Raw genomic sequence first — 14,274 nt, forward strand, 5'->3', positions numbered from 1 at the left:
ACCGCGTTGCCGCTGTTCGCCAGTTGCGCGCTGGCGCCTGCAAAGGTCGCGTTACAAGCTGAACTCGCCTTCGGCCGCCAGCTCGCTCAGCGGCCGGCGCGGGCTTGGCATCTCGCGGGCCTGCAGCGCTTCGGCCAGGGTCGCCTTGTCGCCCAGCTTGCCGATCGCCACCATGGCATGCAGCGCGTAGCCCTCGGGGATCTTCAGCTCGCGGCGGGCCAGGTCCTGGTCGAAGCCGGCCATGCCGTGGGTGTGCCAGCCGCTGATGCTGGCTTGCAGCGCCAGGTGACCCCAGGCGGAACCGGTGTCGAAGGTGTGCCACAGGGCGGGTTTTTCTTCATCGGAGCCGGGCGCGGCGAAGGTGGTCTTGGAGAGGATCAGCACCAGCGCCGAGGCGTGCTGCGCCCAGCTGCGGTTGAATTCGTTGAGGATATCCAGGTAGCGCGTCCAGCTTGGCGTGTCGCGGCGCGCGTAGAGGAAGCGCCACGGCTGCGAGTTGTAGGCCGAAGGCGCCCAGCGCGCGGCTTCGAGGAAGCTCAACAGGGTCTGCTGGCTGATCGGCTCGTCGCTGAAGGCACGGGGCGACCAGCGGTTGATGAACTGCTCGTTGATGGCATAGTCGGCGATGCGTGGGGTGGCGCTCATGGCTGCTCCTGCAAGGGCGGGGTCAAAGACCGCACGCTACTGTGTCCGGCGAGCACTGACAAGCGGTCTGGCATTGCCGCCGGACTGCCTCTAGACTGGCGCCGCCGCGCGCCGCGGATTGAAGTTGACTGCAGGAAACCGTGTGATGATCGCCGATACCGCGCCCTTCTGGCGGCGCAAGACCCTCGAGCAGCTCGACGCCCAGGAGTGGGAGTCGCTGTGTGACGGCTGTGGCCTGTGCTGCTTGCAGAAGCTCGAGGACGAAGAGGACAACAGCGTCTATTACACCAGCATTGCCTGCAAGCTGCTCGACCTCGGCACCTGCGCGTGCAGCGACTACCCCAACCGCTTCCAGCAGGTGCCCGACTGCATCCAGCTGACCCCGGGCAAGGCCGACCAGTTCAAGTGGTTGCCGCCCACCTGCGGTTACCGCCTGGTCAGCGAAGGCCAGGACCTGCCGGCCTGGCATCACCTGGTGTGCGGGGATCGCCAGCAGGTGCATGAGCAGCGCATTTCCCGGTCAGGGCGGATGCTCAGTGAACAGGACGTGGATGAAGACGACTGGGAAGACCACCTGATCTTTCGCGCGGGCTGAGCCTCGCGGCTACAAGGAGTTTCGCTATGCGTCGCCCGCTGTTGATGGTGCTTGGCCTGCTGCTCAGTACGCAGGCGCTGGCGAAGAAAGTCGACCTCGATTACCAGGTGCGCCTGCTGCCGCAGAGCGGCCAGGCCGAGGTGCGCCTGACCCTGGCCGAGGGCAGCGCGGTGCGTAGCCTGGACTTCGACCTGGGCAAGACCAATGCCTACAGCGACTTCCTTGCCGATGGCCAGTGGCAGGTGCACAACGGGCGCGGCGTCTGGCGTCCGGCACCGGGCAAGACCAGCCTCAGCTACCGGGTACTGCTCGACCAGCAACCCAGGGGCGGCGCCCACGAGGCGCGGATCACCGCACACTGGGCACTGTTTCGTGGCGATCAGCTGGTACCGCCGGCGCGCCTTGACCAGCAGGATGGTACCGAGCTGGTGTCGCGCCTGGCCTTCGATCTGCCGGCGGGCTGGAAGAGCGTCGAGACCGCCTGGCCACGCATTGGCCGGCAAAAGTTTCGCATCGATGATGTCTCGCGTCTGTTCGACCGCCCCACCGGCTGGATGCTGGCCGGCAACCTCGGCAGCCGCCGCGCCCGCCTGGGCGATACCGAGGTGACCGTCGCCGCGCCGCAAGGGCAGGGCATGCGGCGCATGGACACGCTGACCTTGCTGACTTTCGTCTGGCCGCAGTTGCAGGCGGTATTCCCGCGCAATCCGGCCAAGCTGCTGCTGGTCGGTGCCCGCGACGAGATGTGGCGTGGCGTGCTGCCGGGCAACAACTCGCTGTACGTGCACAGTGGCCGGCCGCTGGTCAGCGAGAACGGCAGCAGCCCGGTGCTGCGCGAGCTGGTGCAGTTGTTCGCCCAGATCAACGACCGCGACGGCAGTGACTGGCTCGGCGAGAGCCTGGCCGACTATTACGCCACCGAGCTGTTGCGCCGTGCCGGGGGCATGAGCGACGACCGTTACGAGGCGTCGCAGGCGCGCCTGCACAAGTTGGGCGACAAGGTGAACCACCTCAAGGGCACCAAGGCCACCCCCGCGCAGGTGGCCCGTGGCGTGTTGCTGCTGCAGGCGCTGGACCGTGAGATCCGCCTGCACAGCCACGACAAGCGCTCGCTGGACGATGTCGCCCGGGCGCTGATGCGCCTGTCAAGCGTCAGCACCGCGGAGTTCGTGCAGATCAGCGAGAACGTGCTTGGGCGCCAGTCCGATGTGTTGCAGGGCAAGGTGTTGCGCTAGGCGCGGGTCTTTGTTCGCGGGGCAAGCCCGCTCCCACGCGGTGGCGCCCTTGTGCCTGGGATGCATTCATCCGCCAGTCACTGTCGCGGTACGGGTCGCCGCTTCGGCGCTGGCCTGCAGGGCCTTGAGTTCCGCCGCCCCGCGTTCGATGTCGCGGTGCAGGCGCAGGTACTCGGCGCGATGGCGTTGCCACCAGGCCTTGGTCGAGCAATGCCCGCTCAGGCCTCGGGTCAGGGCCAGGCCACCCACGGCGACCTGCAGCATGCCCAGCAGGCCGCCATGGCGTAGGCCCTTGGTGATCATCAACGCGCCCCCAGCCAGAGAACTGAAGCGCTCCAGGCCATGGACATTGGGTTGCGGTGCATCCGTTGTGGCGTGGAAATCGTGCATTGCCGGGGCCTCCTCAGGTCGGTGATGTTCAGCAGACGCTGGCGGGCATACGAGCGTTCACTTTTATTGCCTGGGCGGCACCCCGGCCAACTCCGAGTCTCATGAACATATAAGTTGCTGTTGCTCTGCTTTTGATTGCTTCTAAGCGCGCGATAGGTGTTCTTGCATAGTGGGGCGAGGGCTGTTGATCGCGCGAGGGCCACCAGGCGCTGCATGGTTTACGGCGGGTGGCCCACGCGCGATCAATGCTTGCCGCTCCGGCCTCCTGAAGTCGCGAAGTTACGCGCGGCGCCTGCACTGACGCAGCTGTCGCTCACTGGGTTTGGCGTTAGCCTCTTAATCGGCATCGGCAACCGGGCAGTTCCAGCGGGTGCAGGAGGACACAGCTGTAGGAGCCGGCCTTGCCGGCGAAAGGGCCTGACCGGCCTACTTGAACTTCGGCCCCGAGCGGGTATTGAGGCCCTTGGCCATGCGGTCATACAGCACCACGTTGACCGTCGCCGCAAGGTTCATGCAACCCTGGGTCGGGATGTAGATGGTCTCTTCGCACCAACCACGCACGTCCTCGCTCAGCGAGCCATCCTCAGGCCCGAAGATATAGATCGCCCGGTCCGGGTGGGTGTATTCGGGCAGAGGCCGCGCACCTTCCACCAGCTCTACCGCCACCGGCGTGCAGCCCAACGGAATGATGCGTTGCAGGTCGTCGATGCCGATCAGCGGGATGTCGTAGTGCACCCGCTTGGTGTCGGTGACGAAATCGCGGGCGCGCTCATAGCGCTTGCCGGTGTAGAACACCGAGTTGACGCCATAACAGCCTGCCGCGCGCATCACCGAGCCGACGTTCTCGGCCGATTTGGGGTTGAACAGGCCGATGCAGCTGTACCGTTTGTTCGCCACGTGTCGGGGCCCTTCGCAAAAAAAGCGCGATTATACGGGCTTGCCGACACGCCGGGGGCGGCAATCGACGGTCAGTCCTTCTTCATCAGCGCGGCGAGGCCGGCGAACGGGTTGTGGGTGGCCACGGCAACCTTCGGCGTGCTCAGCGAACCTTCGCTGAAATATTGCTGGTCGGTGTAGCGGGCGTGCTCGTTGTCGTGGCAGTACAGGCACAGCAGCTCCCAGTTGGAGCCATCCTGTGGGTTGTTGTCGTGGTTGTGGTCACGGTGGTGCACGGTCAGTTCCGACAGGCGCTTGCCGGAGAACTCACGGGTGCAGCGGCCGCAGACGTGAGGGTACATTTTCAGCGCCTTGTCGCGGTAGCCCATTTCCTTGTCGCGCTTGGCGTCGGCGAGGATACGGTCGAGGCGGGCGGTGGCGTCGGAGGTGGAACTCATGGTGTTACCTTTTTTCTAATCGGGGCAATGACGGTTATGTTCTTGAGTCTAGCGCGCCAGTCGGGCGGGCGGACAGGCAAAAATGCGCCATTGGGCATAGCCTGTAGGAAGGTTTCTGACAGGAGGCTGCAGATGCTGCATGCAATCCTCGCCGCACTATTGCTTGGCGCAGTGCCGTTGGCCGATGCTGCAGGTCAGCAGCGGCCGCTCACGACCGTCCCGGGGGCACCGGGGACGCCGACGCCGACACCCTACCCGCAGATCACCCCGAGCACGCCGCCCAAGGCCGGCGCCAACCGGCCCGGTGCGCCGTTGTTGCCTCCGATGCCGGTGCCGGGGCCGCCCAAGGACCAGCCGTTGCCGGGCTTGCAGCCGACGCCACCGCAGCCAGCGCCCAAGGCCGACTAAACCTGCTGCGACAGGCGCTGGCCGTCCTGCATGCGCAGGCGCTTGGACAGCGCCACGGCCAGTGCGCGGATGATTCGCGCGGCAATCCGTGGCGCTTCGTTGAGCATCCTTTCCAGCGAGTCCTTGCCCAGGGTCAGCAGTTGGCAGTCGCTGGCGGCCACGCAGGTGGCCGAGCGGCGTTCGCCGTCGAGCACGGCCATCTCGCCGAAGGCGCGGCCCTTGCGCAGGGTGGCGATCTCCACCAGGGCGCCGCTGGCGTCGGTCTTGCGCACCGAAACCACGCCGCGGTGGAGGATGCACATGAAGGTGCCAGCGTCGCCTTCGCTGAACAGGGTCTGGCCCTGGGCGACGGCGGTGAGGCTGAAGTAGCCGGCGGCGGCGAGGAAATCACCGGGCTGCAGGGTGTCGAACAGGCCGCAGTCCATGAGCATGTCGCGGATTTCGGCGTTCAGGTGCTGGGTGTCGGGCATGTGTTGTTGTGCTCACCGGGTGCTGTCCTGGAATTGTCGGGGCTGCTGCGCAGCCCTTTCGCGACACGAGGCCGCTCCCACAGGCATAGCGCGGAATCTGTGGGAGCGGCCTTGTGTCGCGAAACGAGGGCAAAGCCCTCGCCGTTGCGCACCCTATGACAACGAAAATCGCGTTTTACACCACGCCCAGTTCATTGAAGACGAAAGCATATTCCAGCGCCACGTCGCGCAGCCCCTGGTAGCGCCCGCTCATGCCCCCGTGGCCGGCGCCCATCTCGGTCTTGAGCAGCAGCAGGTTGTCGTCGGTCTTGCGCGTGCGCAGGCGTGCCACCCACTTGGCCGCTTCCCAGTACTGCACGCGGCTGTCGTTGTAGCCGGCGATCACCAGCATGGCCGGGTAGGCCTGGGCCTTGACGTTCTCATAGGGGGCGTAGGCCTTGATCCGCGCGTACACCTCTGGCTCCTCGGGGTTACCCCACTCGTCGTACTCGGTGACGGTCAGCGGCAGCTCGGGGTCGAGCATGGTGTTGAGCACATCGACGAATGGCACTTCGGCGATGGCGCAACGGAACAGCTCCGGGCGCAGGTTGAGCACCGCGCCCATCAATAGGCCGCCGGCACTGCCGCCGCTGATGGCCAGGCGCTCGCGGGTGGTCACGCCCTCGGCGATCAGGTGCTCGGCACAGGCGATGAAGTCGTCGAAACTGTTGTGCTTGTGTGCCTGCTTGCCGGCCCGGTACCAGGCCTCGCCCAGCTCGCCGCCGCCGCGCACATGGGCAATGGCGAAGGCCACGCCGCGCTCCAGCAGGCTCAGGCGGGCATGGGAAAACCACGGGTCGAGGCTTTCGCCGTAGGCGCCGTAGCCGTAGAGGTACAACGGTACGCACTGGCCCTCGTCGGCGCGGCGGCGCACCAGGCTGATCGGCACCCGGGTGCCGTCCTTGGCCACCGCCCACAGGCGCTGGCTGATGTAGTCGTCGGCGTCGAACGCACCCAGTACCGGGGTCTGCTTGAGCACCTGCTGCTCACCCGTGGCCAGTTCCAGCTGGCGTACCTGGGCCGGGCGGTTGAGCGCCTCGTAGCGCAGGCGGATGCGGGTGCTGGCGAATTCCAGGCTGTCCTGCACGTAGAGGCTGTAGGCCGCGTCCGGCAGCTCGACGCGGTAGGCCGGCAACCCCTGTGGGTGCACCTCGATGATCGGCAGGCCGCCTTCGCGCAGGCTCAGGGCCAGCGCCGAGGCATTGAGGCTGAGCCCTTCGAGCATGACGTCGTCGCGGTGCGGTACCAATACCTGCCACTGCTCGCGGGTCGGCACGCTGTCGGCCGGCGCATGGTACAGGGCGAAGTTGATGCCGGCCTGGTTGCTGCGCACGAACCAGCGCCACTGACCGTCGAGCTGGCCGTGGTCGGGGAAGTATTCGTGGCCTTCGACCCGCGGCGCCAGGCAGGTGAAATCAGCCTGCGGCGTGGCGGCATCGAGTACCCAGGCCTCGCTGGTGGTCTTGCTGTTGAGCAGCAGCACCAGCTGGCGCTCGGAGCTGGCGCGGTAGCAGTGCAGGAAGAAGCGCCCGTCGGGCTCCTCGAACACCGTGACGGCGCCAGCCTCGCCCAGGGTGTGGCGACGCAGGCGCCAGGGGCGATGCGTGTCGTCCAGTTCGGCGAAGAACAGCGTCTGGCTGTCATTGGCCCAGGTCATGCTGCCATCGCAGTCGTCGAAGGGCAGGGTGGTCAGCGCGCCGCTGGCCAGGTCCTTGACGTACAGGGTGTAGATTTCGTCGCCGCTGGTGTCCAGGCTGTAGGCCAGCAGGCGGTGGTCAGGGCTGACGCTGAACGCGCCGAGGGAAAGAAAGCCGCCATTGGCCAAGGCGTTGGGATCGAGCAGCAGCTCCTCGTGGCTTGCATCGACGGTGTTGCTGTCGTCGGCCGGGCGCGGGCAGCGATAATGGCGTGGGTATTCGTCGCCCGCGGTGGTGCGGGTGTAGTAGAGGTATGGGCCCCAGGGCGAGGGCAGCGACAGGTCGGTCTCGAGGATGCGGCCTTTGATTTCTTCGAACAGCTGTTCGCGCAGTGGCGCCTGGCCGGCGAGGACGGCTTGCTGGTAGGCGTTTTCCGCTTCCAGGTAGGCCAGGACCTCGGGGGTGTCGCGCTGCTGCAACCAGGCGTAGGGATCGTTGCCTTCGGCTTGATGGGCGATCGGGGCGGGAAGGGGTAGGGGCATGGGTGATCTCGTCGATTGTGGACTCGCGAGGAGTCGCTGCAGGTCCCTTGCGGTTCGGGGGCAGCCTGCGCCGGGAAAAGTGTTTATCATAGGCGTCTCTTCGCCTGGCTTGCACGAACACCATGACCGAACACGACTATACGCTGGCCTGGGGCCTGTACGCCGTTGCCGCCTTGGGCTGCCTGCTGGTGGGCTTCAAGCTGACCGGCTGGATGTGGCGCTGGCTGCGCGAGCCGCTGCGGGTGATCATCGCCGTGCTGCTGTTTGCCCCGACCATCGTCGACCCGGTCAAGGAGAGCTTCGCCCCGGCCATCGCCATCACCGCGCTGGATGTCGCCTTCAAGGTCGGCAACAACGCCTGGCGCGCGGCCTCGGACCTGGCCATGTACGGCATGCTTGCCTTTGCCCTGTACATCGTCTTCGTCCTGATCCGCTGGCCGCTGGAAAAGCGTGCCCGCGAGCGCCGCGCCCAGCGCGAGGCCGCCGCCCAGCGGCAGAAGCAGGACGATGACCAGGCCATGGTCGAGACGCCGGTGGTCGCCAACCGCCAGGATCGCTACCGCGACGAGCCGCCGGCCGCCCCGGTGCGTCGCGCGGGCCCCGGCCAGGGCCGGGTCGAGCCACGTCTGTAAGCCAGGAGCCGCGAGCATGTGCGAACTGCTGGGCATGAGCGCCAATGTCCCCACCGATATCGTCTTCAGCTTCACCGGCCTGATGCAGCGCGGCGGGCGTACCGGCCCGCACCGCGACGGCTGGGGCATCGGCTTCTACGAAGGCCGTGGCCTGCGCCTGTTCCAGGACCCGGCGGCGAGCAGCGAGTCGGAAGTGGCCAACCTGGTGCAGCGCTACCCGATCAAGAGCGAAGTGGTCATCGGCCATATTCGCCAGGCCAACGTCGGCAAGGTCTGCCTGTCCAACACCCACCCGTTCGTGCGCGAGCTGTGGGGGCGCAACTGGTGCTTCGCGCACAACGGCCAGCTGGGTGACTTCAGTGGTTCGCGCACCTTTTACCGTCCGGTCGGCGACACCGACAGCGAGGCGGCGTTCTGCGATTTGCTCAACCGCGTGCGCGAAGCCTTCCCCGAGCCGGTGGCGGTCGAGCAATTGTTGCCGGTGCTGGTCGAGGCCTGCGCCGAGTACCGCGGCAAGGGCGTGTTCAACTGCCTGCTCAGCGATGGTGACTGGCTGTTCTGCTTCTGTTCGACCAAGCTGGTACACATTACCCGCCGCGCACCGTTTGGCGCGGCGCGCTTGAAGGACGTCGACCTGATCGTCGACTTCCACACGCAAACCACCCCCAACGACGTGGTCACGGTGATCGCCACCGAGGCCTTGACCGAGAACGAGACCTGGAACCGCTATGGGCCGGGTCAATGGGCCCTGTGGCGTCACGGTGAGTGCGTTGCCCACGGGCAGAGCTAAGGATCCGGCATGTTCAGAAGTTACCTGCGCCTGATTTTGTTCACCTTCGGCTTGCTGGCCGGTATCCAGGTGCCCGGCCTGGTCAAGGACTACAGCCAGCGCGTCGAGGCGCACCTGCTCGAGTCGCGCCAGGCCCTCGATGGTTTCCGCCAGACCGCGCAGCGCTTCTTCAATGGCGACTTGCAGGCGTTGGTGCGGCATTACCGTGGCAGTGATGACCCGGTGTTCAACAGCGATGCCAACAGCATCGACAGCCTGTTGATCCGCAACCAGGCGCTGGAGCATGAGTGGCAGGCCCTGCAAGGCTCGTGGCTGAGTCGCACCTGGCACGTGCTGGTGCAGCCGGAGCCGACCTTGCGTGACGAGACGCTCAAGGGCTACAGCTACCAGATCCTGCTGGTGCCCGAGGCGATCGGCTGGGGGATCGGCGCCGGGTTCGTGCTGGCCTTCGTGGTCGAGAGCCTGTTGCTGGTGCTGGGCTGGGTGATCCTCGGTGGGCGGCGCAAGGCGGTGAAAGAGAGCTGGCGCTAGTGTGGTGTTTTGCAAATACGACCCATAATTCGCGCGTGATTTTTGTGCTCAAGCAAGGCGTCGCGACGAGTCGTAGCCCAGCTACGGCGAGGAGCGACAACGCGGCATGAGCGCAAAAAGCACCGCGAATTAGGGTCGTTATTTGTGAAACACCACACTAGGTTCGCCAGCAAGGCTGGCCTACAGGGGCCGCGCTCAACCTGTAGGAGCCGGCCTTGCCGGCGAAAGGGCCTTTCAGACCAGCACGATCCGCTGCCCGCCCACATCCCGCGCATAGCGCTCCAGCACCTGCCGGCATACCCCCACCACCTCGTCCACCAGCGCCACACCGGTTTGCCAGGCCACTACCAGCTCCAGGCTCGGCGGCGGTTGCAAGCCGGTGAGCAACACCAGTTCACCGCGGCTTAATTCGCCATCCACCAGCGCCGGTGGCAAGGCGCCGATGCCGAAGCCGTCGCGCAGCAGACGGGTGATGGCCGCCACCGAGTTCACGCAGTTCAGCCGCGGCGCCTCGGCCCCGGCGCCCTGCAACAGGCTGAGCACTTCCTGGTGCGGCCGTGAGTTCTTCGAGAAAGTGATGATCCGCTCGCGGGCCAGCTGCGCCAGGTCGGCGTAGGCGCGCTGCTGCGGCGAGCCGGCGGCGACCAGCCAGCCCATGGGGTAGCGGGCCAGGTCCTGGCTGCGGATCGATGCCTCGCGCAGCAGGTCGGTCTGCAGGATCACGTCGAGAAAGCCCTTCTGCAGTTGCTCGCGCAGGTTCAGCGCGGTGTCGGCCACCAGCTCGATCTCCACCTGCGGGTAACGCTCGCCCAGTTCCGCCACCAGCGCGCTCATCCAGGTGTGGATCACCGTGTCCATGACCCCCAGGCGGATGTGCCCGGTCTTGGCCCGGTCGCTGTCCAGCGACTGCTTCATGGCCTTGGCCGTGTCGAGCATGCGCTCGGCGTACTCCAGCACCTTGCCGCCCTCGGGGGTCAGGCTGACGCCGCGCGAGTCGCGCAGCAGCAGCTTGACCCCCAGGTCGGCCTCCAGCGCGGCGATGCGGCTGGACACCGAGGCCTGGGTGGTGAACAGCTTCTCGGCGGTGAGGCGGAAGCTCTTGAGCCGGGCGACCCAGACGAAGGTTTCGAGGAAACGGAGGTTCATGATCAGATTTTCTTGTTCCAGACCGACGGTTTTTCTCGTTGGACGGCCGGGGCACCGGCCTTCGAACATGGCGTCCAGGCCGCGACCTCGACGTCGCCCGTAGAACAATACCAACAAGCCGAGGCAATCATGAACCCGACCGGCGTGCAGCAGCAGGCCCCCGCCCGATCTTCGAGCGGCCCCTTCGCCTGGTACCGCGACATCGACTCCCAGCAACGCCGCACCTTCTGGAGCTGCAAGATCGGCTATGGCCTGGACGGCATGGACACGCAGATGCTGAGTTTCGTCATCCCCACCCTGATCATGCTGTGGGGCATCACCACCGCCGAGGCCGGGCTGATCCACACCAGTACCCTGATCGCCTCGGCCCTGGGCGGCTGGATCGCCGGGATTCTCTCCGACCGCATCGGCCGGGTGCGCACCTTGCAGCTGACGGTGCTGTGGTTCGCCTTCTTCACCTTCCTGTGCGGCTTCGCCCAGAACTACGAGCAATTACTGATCGCCCGTACCCTGATGGGCTTTGGCTTCGGTGGCGAGTGGACCGCCGGCGCGGTGTTGATCGGCGAGGTGATCCGTGCCCAGGACCGTGGCAAGGCGGTGGGCATGGTGCAGTCGGGCTGGGCGATAGGCTGGGGCCTGACCGCGATCCTCTACGCGCTGCTGTTCACCTGGCTGCCGGCCGAGCAGGCCTGGCGCGCATTGTTCCTGCTGGGGCTGTTGCCGGCACTGTTCGTGATCTTCGTCCGGCGCCTGGTCAAGGACCCGGAAATCTACCGCCAGGCCAAGGCCGTGGAAAAGGCCGAGGCCCCTTCGCACTTCTACGAGATCTTCGCCCCCGGCATGCTCTGGACCACCATCCGCGCCTCGCTGCTGACCACCGGTGCGCTGGGCGGGTACTACGCCATCACCTCGTGGTTGCCGACCTTCCTCAAGAGCGAGCGCGGCCTGAGCGTGCTTGGTACCGGCGGCTACCTGGCCATGGTCATCGTCGGCTCCTACATCGGCTATGTGGTCAGCGCGTACCTGTGCGACCTGCTGGGGCGCAAGAAGAACTTCATCCTGTTCGCCGTGGGTTCGTTCGTCATCGTGCTGCTCTATACCCAACTGCCGGTCAGCGACCAGGTGATGCTGTGGCTGGGCTTCCCGCTGGGCTTCTTCGCCTCGGGCATCTTCAGCGGCATGGGCGCGTTCCTCACCGAACTGTTCCCCACCCGCGTGCGTGGCTCGGGGCAGGGTTTCTGCTACAACATCGGCAAGGTCATCGCGGCGCTGTTCCCGCTGCTGATCGGCCTGCTGGGTGAAAAGATCCCGTTGGGCCTGGGTATTGGCGCCTTCGCCGCGGTGTCCTACGGCGTGGTGATCCTGGCGGCGTTGAGCCTGCCGGAAACCCGCGGCAAACAACTCCAGGCGCGCTAAGGTAGGCTGGATGAACATCGAAACAGGAGTGCGCGAAGTGAAACGCCTGCTGCTCAACTGCGACATGGGCGAGAGCTTCGGTAACTGGCGCATGGGCCAGGATGCCAAGGTCATGCCCTTCATCGACTGCGCCAACATCGCCTGCGGCTACCACGCCGGCGACCCCGGCACCATGCGCCGTACCGTGGCCCTGGCGCTGGAGCACCGGGTGGCGATCGGCGCGCATCCGGCCTACCCGGACCTGGCCGGTTTCGGCCGTCGTTCCATGGCGTGCAGCAGCGAGGAGATTCGCGACCTGCTGCACTACCAGATCGGCGCGCTGGATGGCATCTGCAAGGTGCTGGGTGGTCGGGTCGCCTACGTCAAGCCACATGGTGCGCTGTACAACGACATGATGGCCAACCCGGACATCCTGCGTACCGTGCTCGAGGCCGTGGCGGCGTTCGACAGCGGCCTGCCGCTGATGCTCATGGCCACCGCCGACGACCGCGCCGCCCAGGCCCTGGGCGACGCGGTCGGTGTGCCGCTGTGGTTCGAGGCCTTCGCCGACCGCGGCTATACCGCCAGCGGCCACCTGATGTCGCGGCGCCTGGCCAATGCCGTGCATCACGACCCGGCGCTGGTGGTCGAGCAAGCCCTGCGCTTGGCCAAGGGCGAGGTACTGCTGGCCGACGATGGCAGTGAAGTACAGCTGCATGCCAGCACCTTGTGCGTGCATGGCGACAACGACGGCTCGGTGGCGGCCGTGCGGCAGATCCGCCAGGCCCTGGACGCGCTGGAGCAAGCATGACCCCACGTATCGAAGTGGTGGCCATCGACAGCCTGATGGTGCGGCTGTTCGATGCCATCGATGAAGCCAACATGCCGTGGATCCTTGCCGCCAGCCAACGCTTGCGCGAGGCTTTCGGCCAACAGTTGATCGACCTGGTGCCGTCCTATACCACGCTGCTGGTGCAGTTCGACCTGGCACCGGGCGAGGCGCGCCAGCGCATCCAGCATGCGCTGCAAGGGCTGCAGCCGGATGCCGGCAGTGGCGGGCGCCGGCACCAGATACCGGTGTGGTACCACCCCAGCGTCGGGCCCGAGTTGCCGCTGCTGGCGGCGCGCAGCGGGCTGAGCGAGGACGAGGTGATTGCCCTGCACGGTAGCCGTGACTACCCGGTGTTCGCCCTGGGCTTCGCGCCCGGCTTCGGCTTCATGGGCTTGGTCGACGAACGCCTGGCCACGCCGCGCCTGAGTACCCCGCGCAAGCGCGTGGCGGCGGGCAGTGTCGGCATCGCCGAACGCCAGACCGCAGCGTACCCGGCTGTTTCGCCCGGGGGCTGGAACCTGATTGGCCGTACCCCGCTGCGCCTGTTCGAGCGCGACCATAGTCTTCTGCAGCCCGGTGACCGGGTGCGCTTCGTGGCGGTCGGGCATGCCGAATTCATCAACCTGGGCGGTGATGACAGCCCGCTGGAGGCCCAGGCATGAGCCAGTTGAGGATCGAGGCCAGCACTGCGCTGTGCCAGTTGCAGGATGGTGGGCGCTTTGGTGTGCGGCATCTGGGGGTGACCCAGGGCGGCGCGCTGGACTGGGTGGCCATGCGCTGGGCCAACTGGCTGCTGGGCAATGCCCTGGACAGCGCCGTGGTGGAGATTGCCCTTGGCGGCTTCAACGTGGTTGCCGAGCAGGACTGCGTGATGGCGCTGGCCGGGGCCGACCTGGATGCGCAGCTCGACGGGCAGGCCGTGGCGTCCTGGACCCGCTTCAACCTCGGCAAGGGCCAGCAGCTGACGCTGCGTCAGCCTCGCCAAGGGGTACGTGCTTATCTGGCGGTGCCGGGTGGGTTCGTGGGCAAGTCGGTACTGGGGAGTTGTGCCACGGTGGTTCGGGAAGCGCTGGGCGGGGTTGACGGCCAGGGCCGGGCGTTGATCAAAGGGGAGCTGCTGCATGCTGCTGAAGCCATCGTGGGGCAAGTCGGGGCGCTGAACCGCCGCTCCCACGTGCCTGAAGCGTTGCGGCCGGTGTATGCGGACAAACCTGTGCTGGACCTGGTGATGGGCGCGCAGATCGGCGATTTCAGTGGCACCAGCCTGTTCGAGGCGTTTAACCGTGACTGGACGCTGGATAGCCGTGCCGACCGCATGGGTATTCGCCTGCTCGGGCCGCAACTGGTCTATCAGGGCGCACCGATGATCTCAGAAGGGATCCCGCTCGGCGCTGTTCAGGTGCCGCCGGACGGGCAGCCGATCGTCCTGCTCAATGACCGGCAGACCATTGGCGGTTATCCACGGTTGGGGGCGCTTACACCGTTGGCGCTGGCGCAACTGGCGCAGTGCATGCCGGGGGCGGTGGTGCGGTTCAGGGCGGTGGTGCAGGATGAGGCCTGGCGGGAGCAGCAGGCCTTTGGTCGGCGTTGGCTTTGAGAATTTTGGGGCTGCTCTGCAGCCCTTTCGCGACACAAGGCCGCTCCTACAGAGAG

At 66.4% G+C, this 14,274-nt stretch carries 17 protein-coding genes; 10 read left to right on the forward strand and 7 right to left on the reverse strand.

Translation table 11 applies throughout. The features are described from left to right. Positions 1-51: 51 nt before the first annotated feature. A complete protein-coding gene (locus NJG22_RS15375; RefSeq protein WP_253095671.1) occupies positions 52-645 on the reverse strand; it encodes a nitroreductase family protein in 594 nt (197 codons plus the stop codon). Between the two features lie 145 nt (positions 646-790). Between NJG22_RS15375 and NJG22_RS15380 the strand changes: the two genes are divergently transcribed. Beyond that, positions 791-1,240 (forward strand): YcgN family cysteine cluster protein, encoded by a 450-nt coding sequence (locus tag NJG22_RS15380; RefSeq protein WP_253095673.1) that lies wholly within the window; start codon positions 791-793, stop codon positions 1,238-1,240. A gap of 26 nt (positions 1,241-1,266) precedes the next feature. Beyond that, a complete protein-coding gene (locus NJG22_RS15385) occupies positions 1,267-2,475 on the forward strand; it encodes a hypothetical protein (protein ID WP_253095675.1) in 1,209 nt (402 codons plus the stop codon). Between the two features lie 66 nt (positions 2,476-2,541). On the opposite strand, the gene NJG22_RS15390 is transcribed toward NJG22_RS15385, so the two are convergent. The 3 genes from NJG22_RS15390 to NJG22_RS15400 form a co-directional block, all read right to left on the reverse strand. After that, complete coding sequence (locus NJG22_RS15390) at positions 2,542-2,865, reverse strand: DUF2892 domain-containing protein (RefSeq protein ID WP_253095677.1); 324 nt, start codon at positions 2,863-2,865, stop codon at positions 2,542-2,544. 426 nt (positions 2,866-3,291) lie between these two features. Next, entirely contained in the window at positions 3,292-3,762 is a 471-nt protein-coding gene (locus NJG22_RS15395; RefSeq protein WP_253095679.1) for an RNA methyltransferase, read from the reverse strand. A gap of 71 nt (positions 3,763-3,833) precedes the next feature. Next, complete coding sequence (locus NJG22_RS15400) at positions 3,834-4,199, reverse strand: YajD family HNH nuclease (protein WP_023632486.1); 366 nt, start codon at positions 4,197-4,199, stop codon at positions 3,834-3,836. Positions 4,200-4,331: 132 nt separating this feature from the next. Between NJG22_RS15400 and NJG22_RS15405 the strand changes: the two genes are divergently transcribed. Next, positions 4,332-4,607 (forward strand): hypothetical protein, encoded by a 276-nt coding sequence (locus NJG22_RS15405; protein WP_253095682.1) that lies wholly within the window; start codon positions 4,332-4,334, stop codon positions 4,605-4,607. Here the strand turns inward: NJG22_RS15405 and NJG22_RS15410 are convergent. Together NJG22_RS15410 and NJG22_RS15415 are read right to left on the reverse strand one after the other, a co-directional pair. Then, the gene (locus tag NJG22_RS15410) at positions 4,604-5,077 is read right to left on the reverse strand and encodes a cyclic nucleotide-binding domain-containing protein (RefSeq protein WP_253095684.1); all 474 of its coding nucleotides are present in this window, start codon (positions 5,075-5,077) and stop codon (positions 4,604-4,606) included. The genes NJG22_RS15405 and NJG22_RS15410 overlap by 4 nt on opposite strands. A 175-nt stretch (positions 5,078-5,252) precedes the next feature. Then, positions 5,253-7,295, reverse strand: a complete 2,043-nt coding sequence (locus tag NJG22_RS15415) for a S9 family peptidase (protein ID WP_253095686.1) — start codon at positions 7,293-7,295, stop codon at positions 5,253-5,255. 122 nt (positions 7,296-7,417) lie between these two features. On the opposite strand from NJG22_RS15415, the gene NJG22_RS15420 reads away from it, so the two are divergent. The 3 genes from NJG22_RS15420 to NJG22_RS15430 are packed head-to-tail and all read left to right on the forward strand — an operon-like array spanning position 7,418 to position 9,248. After that, entirely contained in the window at positions 7,418-7,927 is a 510-nt protein-coding gene (locus NJG22_RS15420) for an MFS transporter (RefSeq protein WP_217849271.1), read from the forward strand. 16 nt (positions 7,928-7,943) lie between these two features. Beyond that, on the forward strand, positions 7,944-8,717 hold the full coding sequence (locus tag NJG22_RS15425; RefSeq protein WP_253095688.1) for a class II glutamine amidotransferase: 774 nt from the start codon (positions 7,944-7,946) through the stop codon (positions 8,715-8,717). A gap of 9 nt (positions 8,718-8,726) precedes the next feature. After that, positions 8,727-9,248, forward strand: coding sequence for a DUF2937 family protein (locus NJG22_RS15430; protein WP_253095690.1), 522 nt, complete (start codon positions 8,727-8,729; stop codon positions 9,246-9,248). 234 nt (positions 9,249-9,482) lie between these two features. On the opposite strand, the gene NJG22_RS15435 is transcribed toward NJG22_RS15430, so the two are convergent. Further along, a complete protein-coding gene (locus NJG22_RS15435) occupies positions 9,483-10,394 on the reverse strand; it encodes a LysR family transcriptional regulator (protein ID WP_253095692.1) in 912 nt (303 codons plus the stop codon). A gap of 129 nt (positions 10,395-10,523) precedes the next feature. Between NJG22_RS15435 and NJG22_RS15440 the strand changes: the two genes are divergently transcribed. From NJG22_RS15440 to NJG22_RS15455, 4 genes are read left to right on the forward strand one after another with little or no spacing between them, the layout of a single operon-like run. Beyond that, positions 10,524-11,810, forward strand: a complete 1,287-nt coding sequence (locus NJG22_RS15440; RefSeq protein ID WP_253095694.1) for an MFS transporter — start codon at positions 10,524-10,526, stop codon at positions 11,808-11,810. 10 nt (positions 11,811-11,820) lie between these two features. Then, positions 11,821-12,600 carry a 5-oxoprolinase subunit PxpA gene (locus NJG22_RS15445; protein WP_253095696.1) on the forward strand — a complete coding sequence of 260 codons (780 nt, stop codon included), beginning with the start codon at positions 11,821-11,823 and terminating at the stop codon, positions 12,598-12,600. After that, positions 12,597-13,283, forward strand: coding sequence for a 5-oxoprolinase subunit PxpB (gene pxpB, locus NJG22_RS15450; protein WP_253095698.1), 687 nt, complete (start codon positions 12,597-12,599; stop codon positions 13,281-13,283). The genes NJG22_RS15445 and pxpB overlap by 4 nt, the downstream gene beginning before the upstream one ends. Further along, positions 13,280-14,218 (forward strand): biotin-dependent carboxyltransferase family protein, encoded by a 939-nt coding sequence (locus NJG22_RS15455; RefSeq protein WP_253095699.1) that lies wholly within the window; start codon positions 13,280-13,282, stop codon positions 14,216-14,218. Before pxpB ends, NJG22_RS15455 begins: the two co-directional genes overlap by 4 nt. Positions 14,219-14,274: the final 56 nt, after the last annotated feature.

The organism is Pseudomonas sp. VA159-2, from assembly GCF_024126635.1.
Classification (GTDB): Bacteria; Pseudomonadota; Gammaproteobacteria; order Pseudomonadales; family Pseudomonadaceae; genus Aquipseudomonas; species Aquipseudomonas muyukensis.

Coding starts and splice junctions, on each gene's coding strand:
- NJG22_RS15375 (WP_253095671.1), bottom strand. CDS start 645: ATGAGCGCCACCCCACGCATCGCCGACTATGCCATCAACGAGCAGTTC.
- NJG22_RS15380 (WP_253095673.1), top strand. CDS start 791: ATGATCGCCGATACCGCGCCCTTCTGGCGGCGCAAGACCCTCGAGCAG.
- NJG22_RS15385 (WP_253095675.1), top strand. CDS start 1,267: ATGCGTCGCCCGCTGTTGATGGTGCTTGGCCTGCTGCTCAGTACGCAG.
- NJG22_RS15390 (WP_253095677.1), bottom strand. CDS start 2,865: ATGCACGATTTCCACGCCACAACGGATGCACCGCAACCCAATGTCCAT.
- NJG22_RS15400 (WP_023632486.1), bottom strand. CDS start 4,199: ATGAGTTCCACCTCCGACGCCACCGCCCGCCTCGACCGTATCCTCGCC.
- NJG22_RS15405 (WP_253095682.1), top strand. CDS start 4,332: ATGCTGCATGCAATCCTCGCCGCACTATTGCTTGGCGCAGTGCCGTTG.
- NJG22_RS15410 (WP_253095684.1), bottom strand. CDS start 5,077: ATGCCCGACACCCAGCACCTGAACGCCGAAATCCGCGACATGCTCATG.
- NJG22_RS15415 (WP_253095686.1), bottom strand. CDS start 7,295: ATGCCCCTACCCCTTCCCGCCCCGATCGCCCATCAAGCCGAAGGCAAC.
- NJG22_RS15420 (WP_217849271.1), top strand. CDS start 7,418: ATGACCGAACACGACTATACGCTGGCCTGGGGCCTGTACGCCGTTGCC.
- NJG22_RS15425 (WP_253095688.1), top strand. CDS start 7,944: ATGTGCGAACTGCTGGGCATGAGCGCCAATGTCCCCACCGATATCGTC.
- NJG22_RS15430 (WP_253095690.1), top strand. CDS start 8,727: ATGTTCAGAAGTTACCTGCGCCTGATTTTGTTCACCTTCGGCTTGCTG.
- NJG22_RS15435 (WP_253095692.1), bottom strand. CDS start 10,394: ATGAACCTCCGTTTCCTCGAAACCTTCGTCTGGGTCGCCCGGCTCAAG.
- NJG22_RS15440 (WP_253095694.1), top strand. CDS start 10,524: ATGAACCCGACCGGCGTGCAGCAGCAGGCCCCCGCCCGATCTTCGAGC.
- NJG22_RS15445 (WP_253095696.1), top strand. CDS start 11,821: ATGAACATCGAAACAGGAGTGCGCGAAGTGAAACGCCTGCTGCTCAAC.
- pxpB (WP_253095698.1), top strand. CDS start 12,597: ATGACCCCACGTATCGAAGTGGTGGCCATCGACAGCCTGATGGTGCGG.
- NJG22_RS15455 (WP_253095699.1), top strand. CDS start 13,280: ATGAGCCAGTTGAGGATCGAGGCCAGCACTGCGCTGTGCCAGTTGCAG.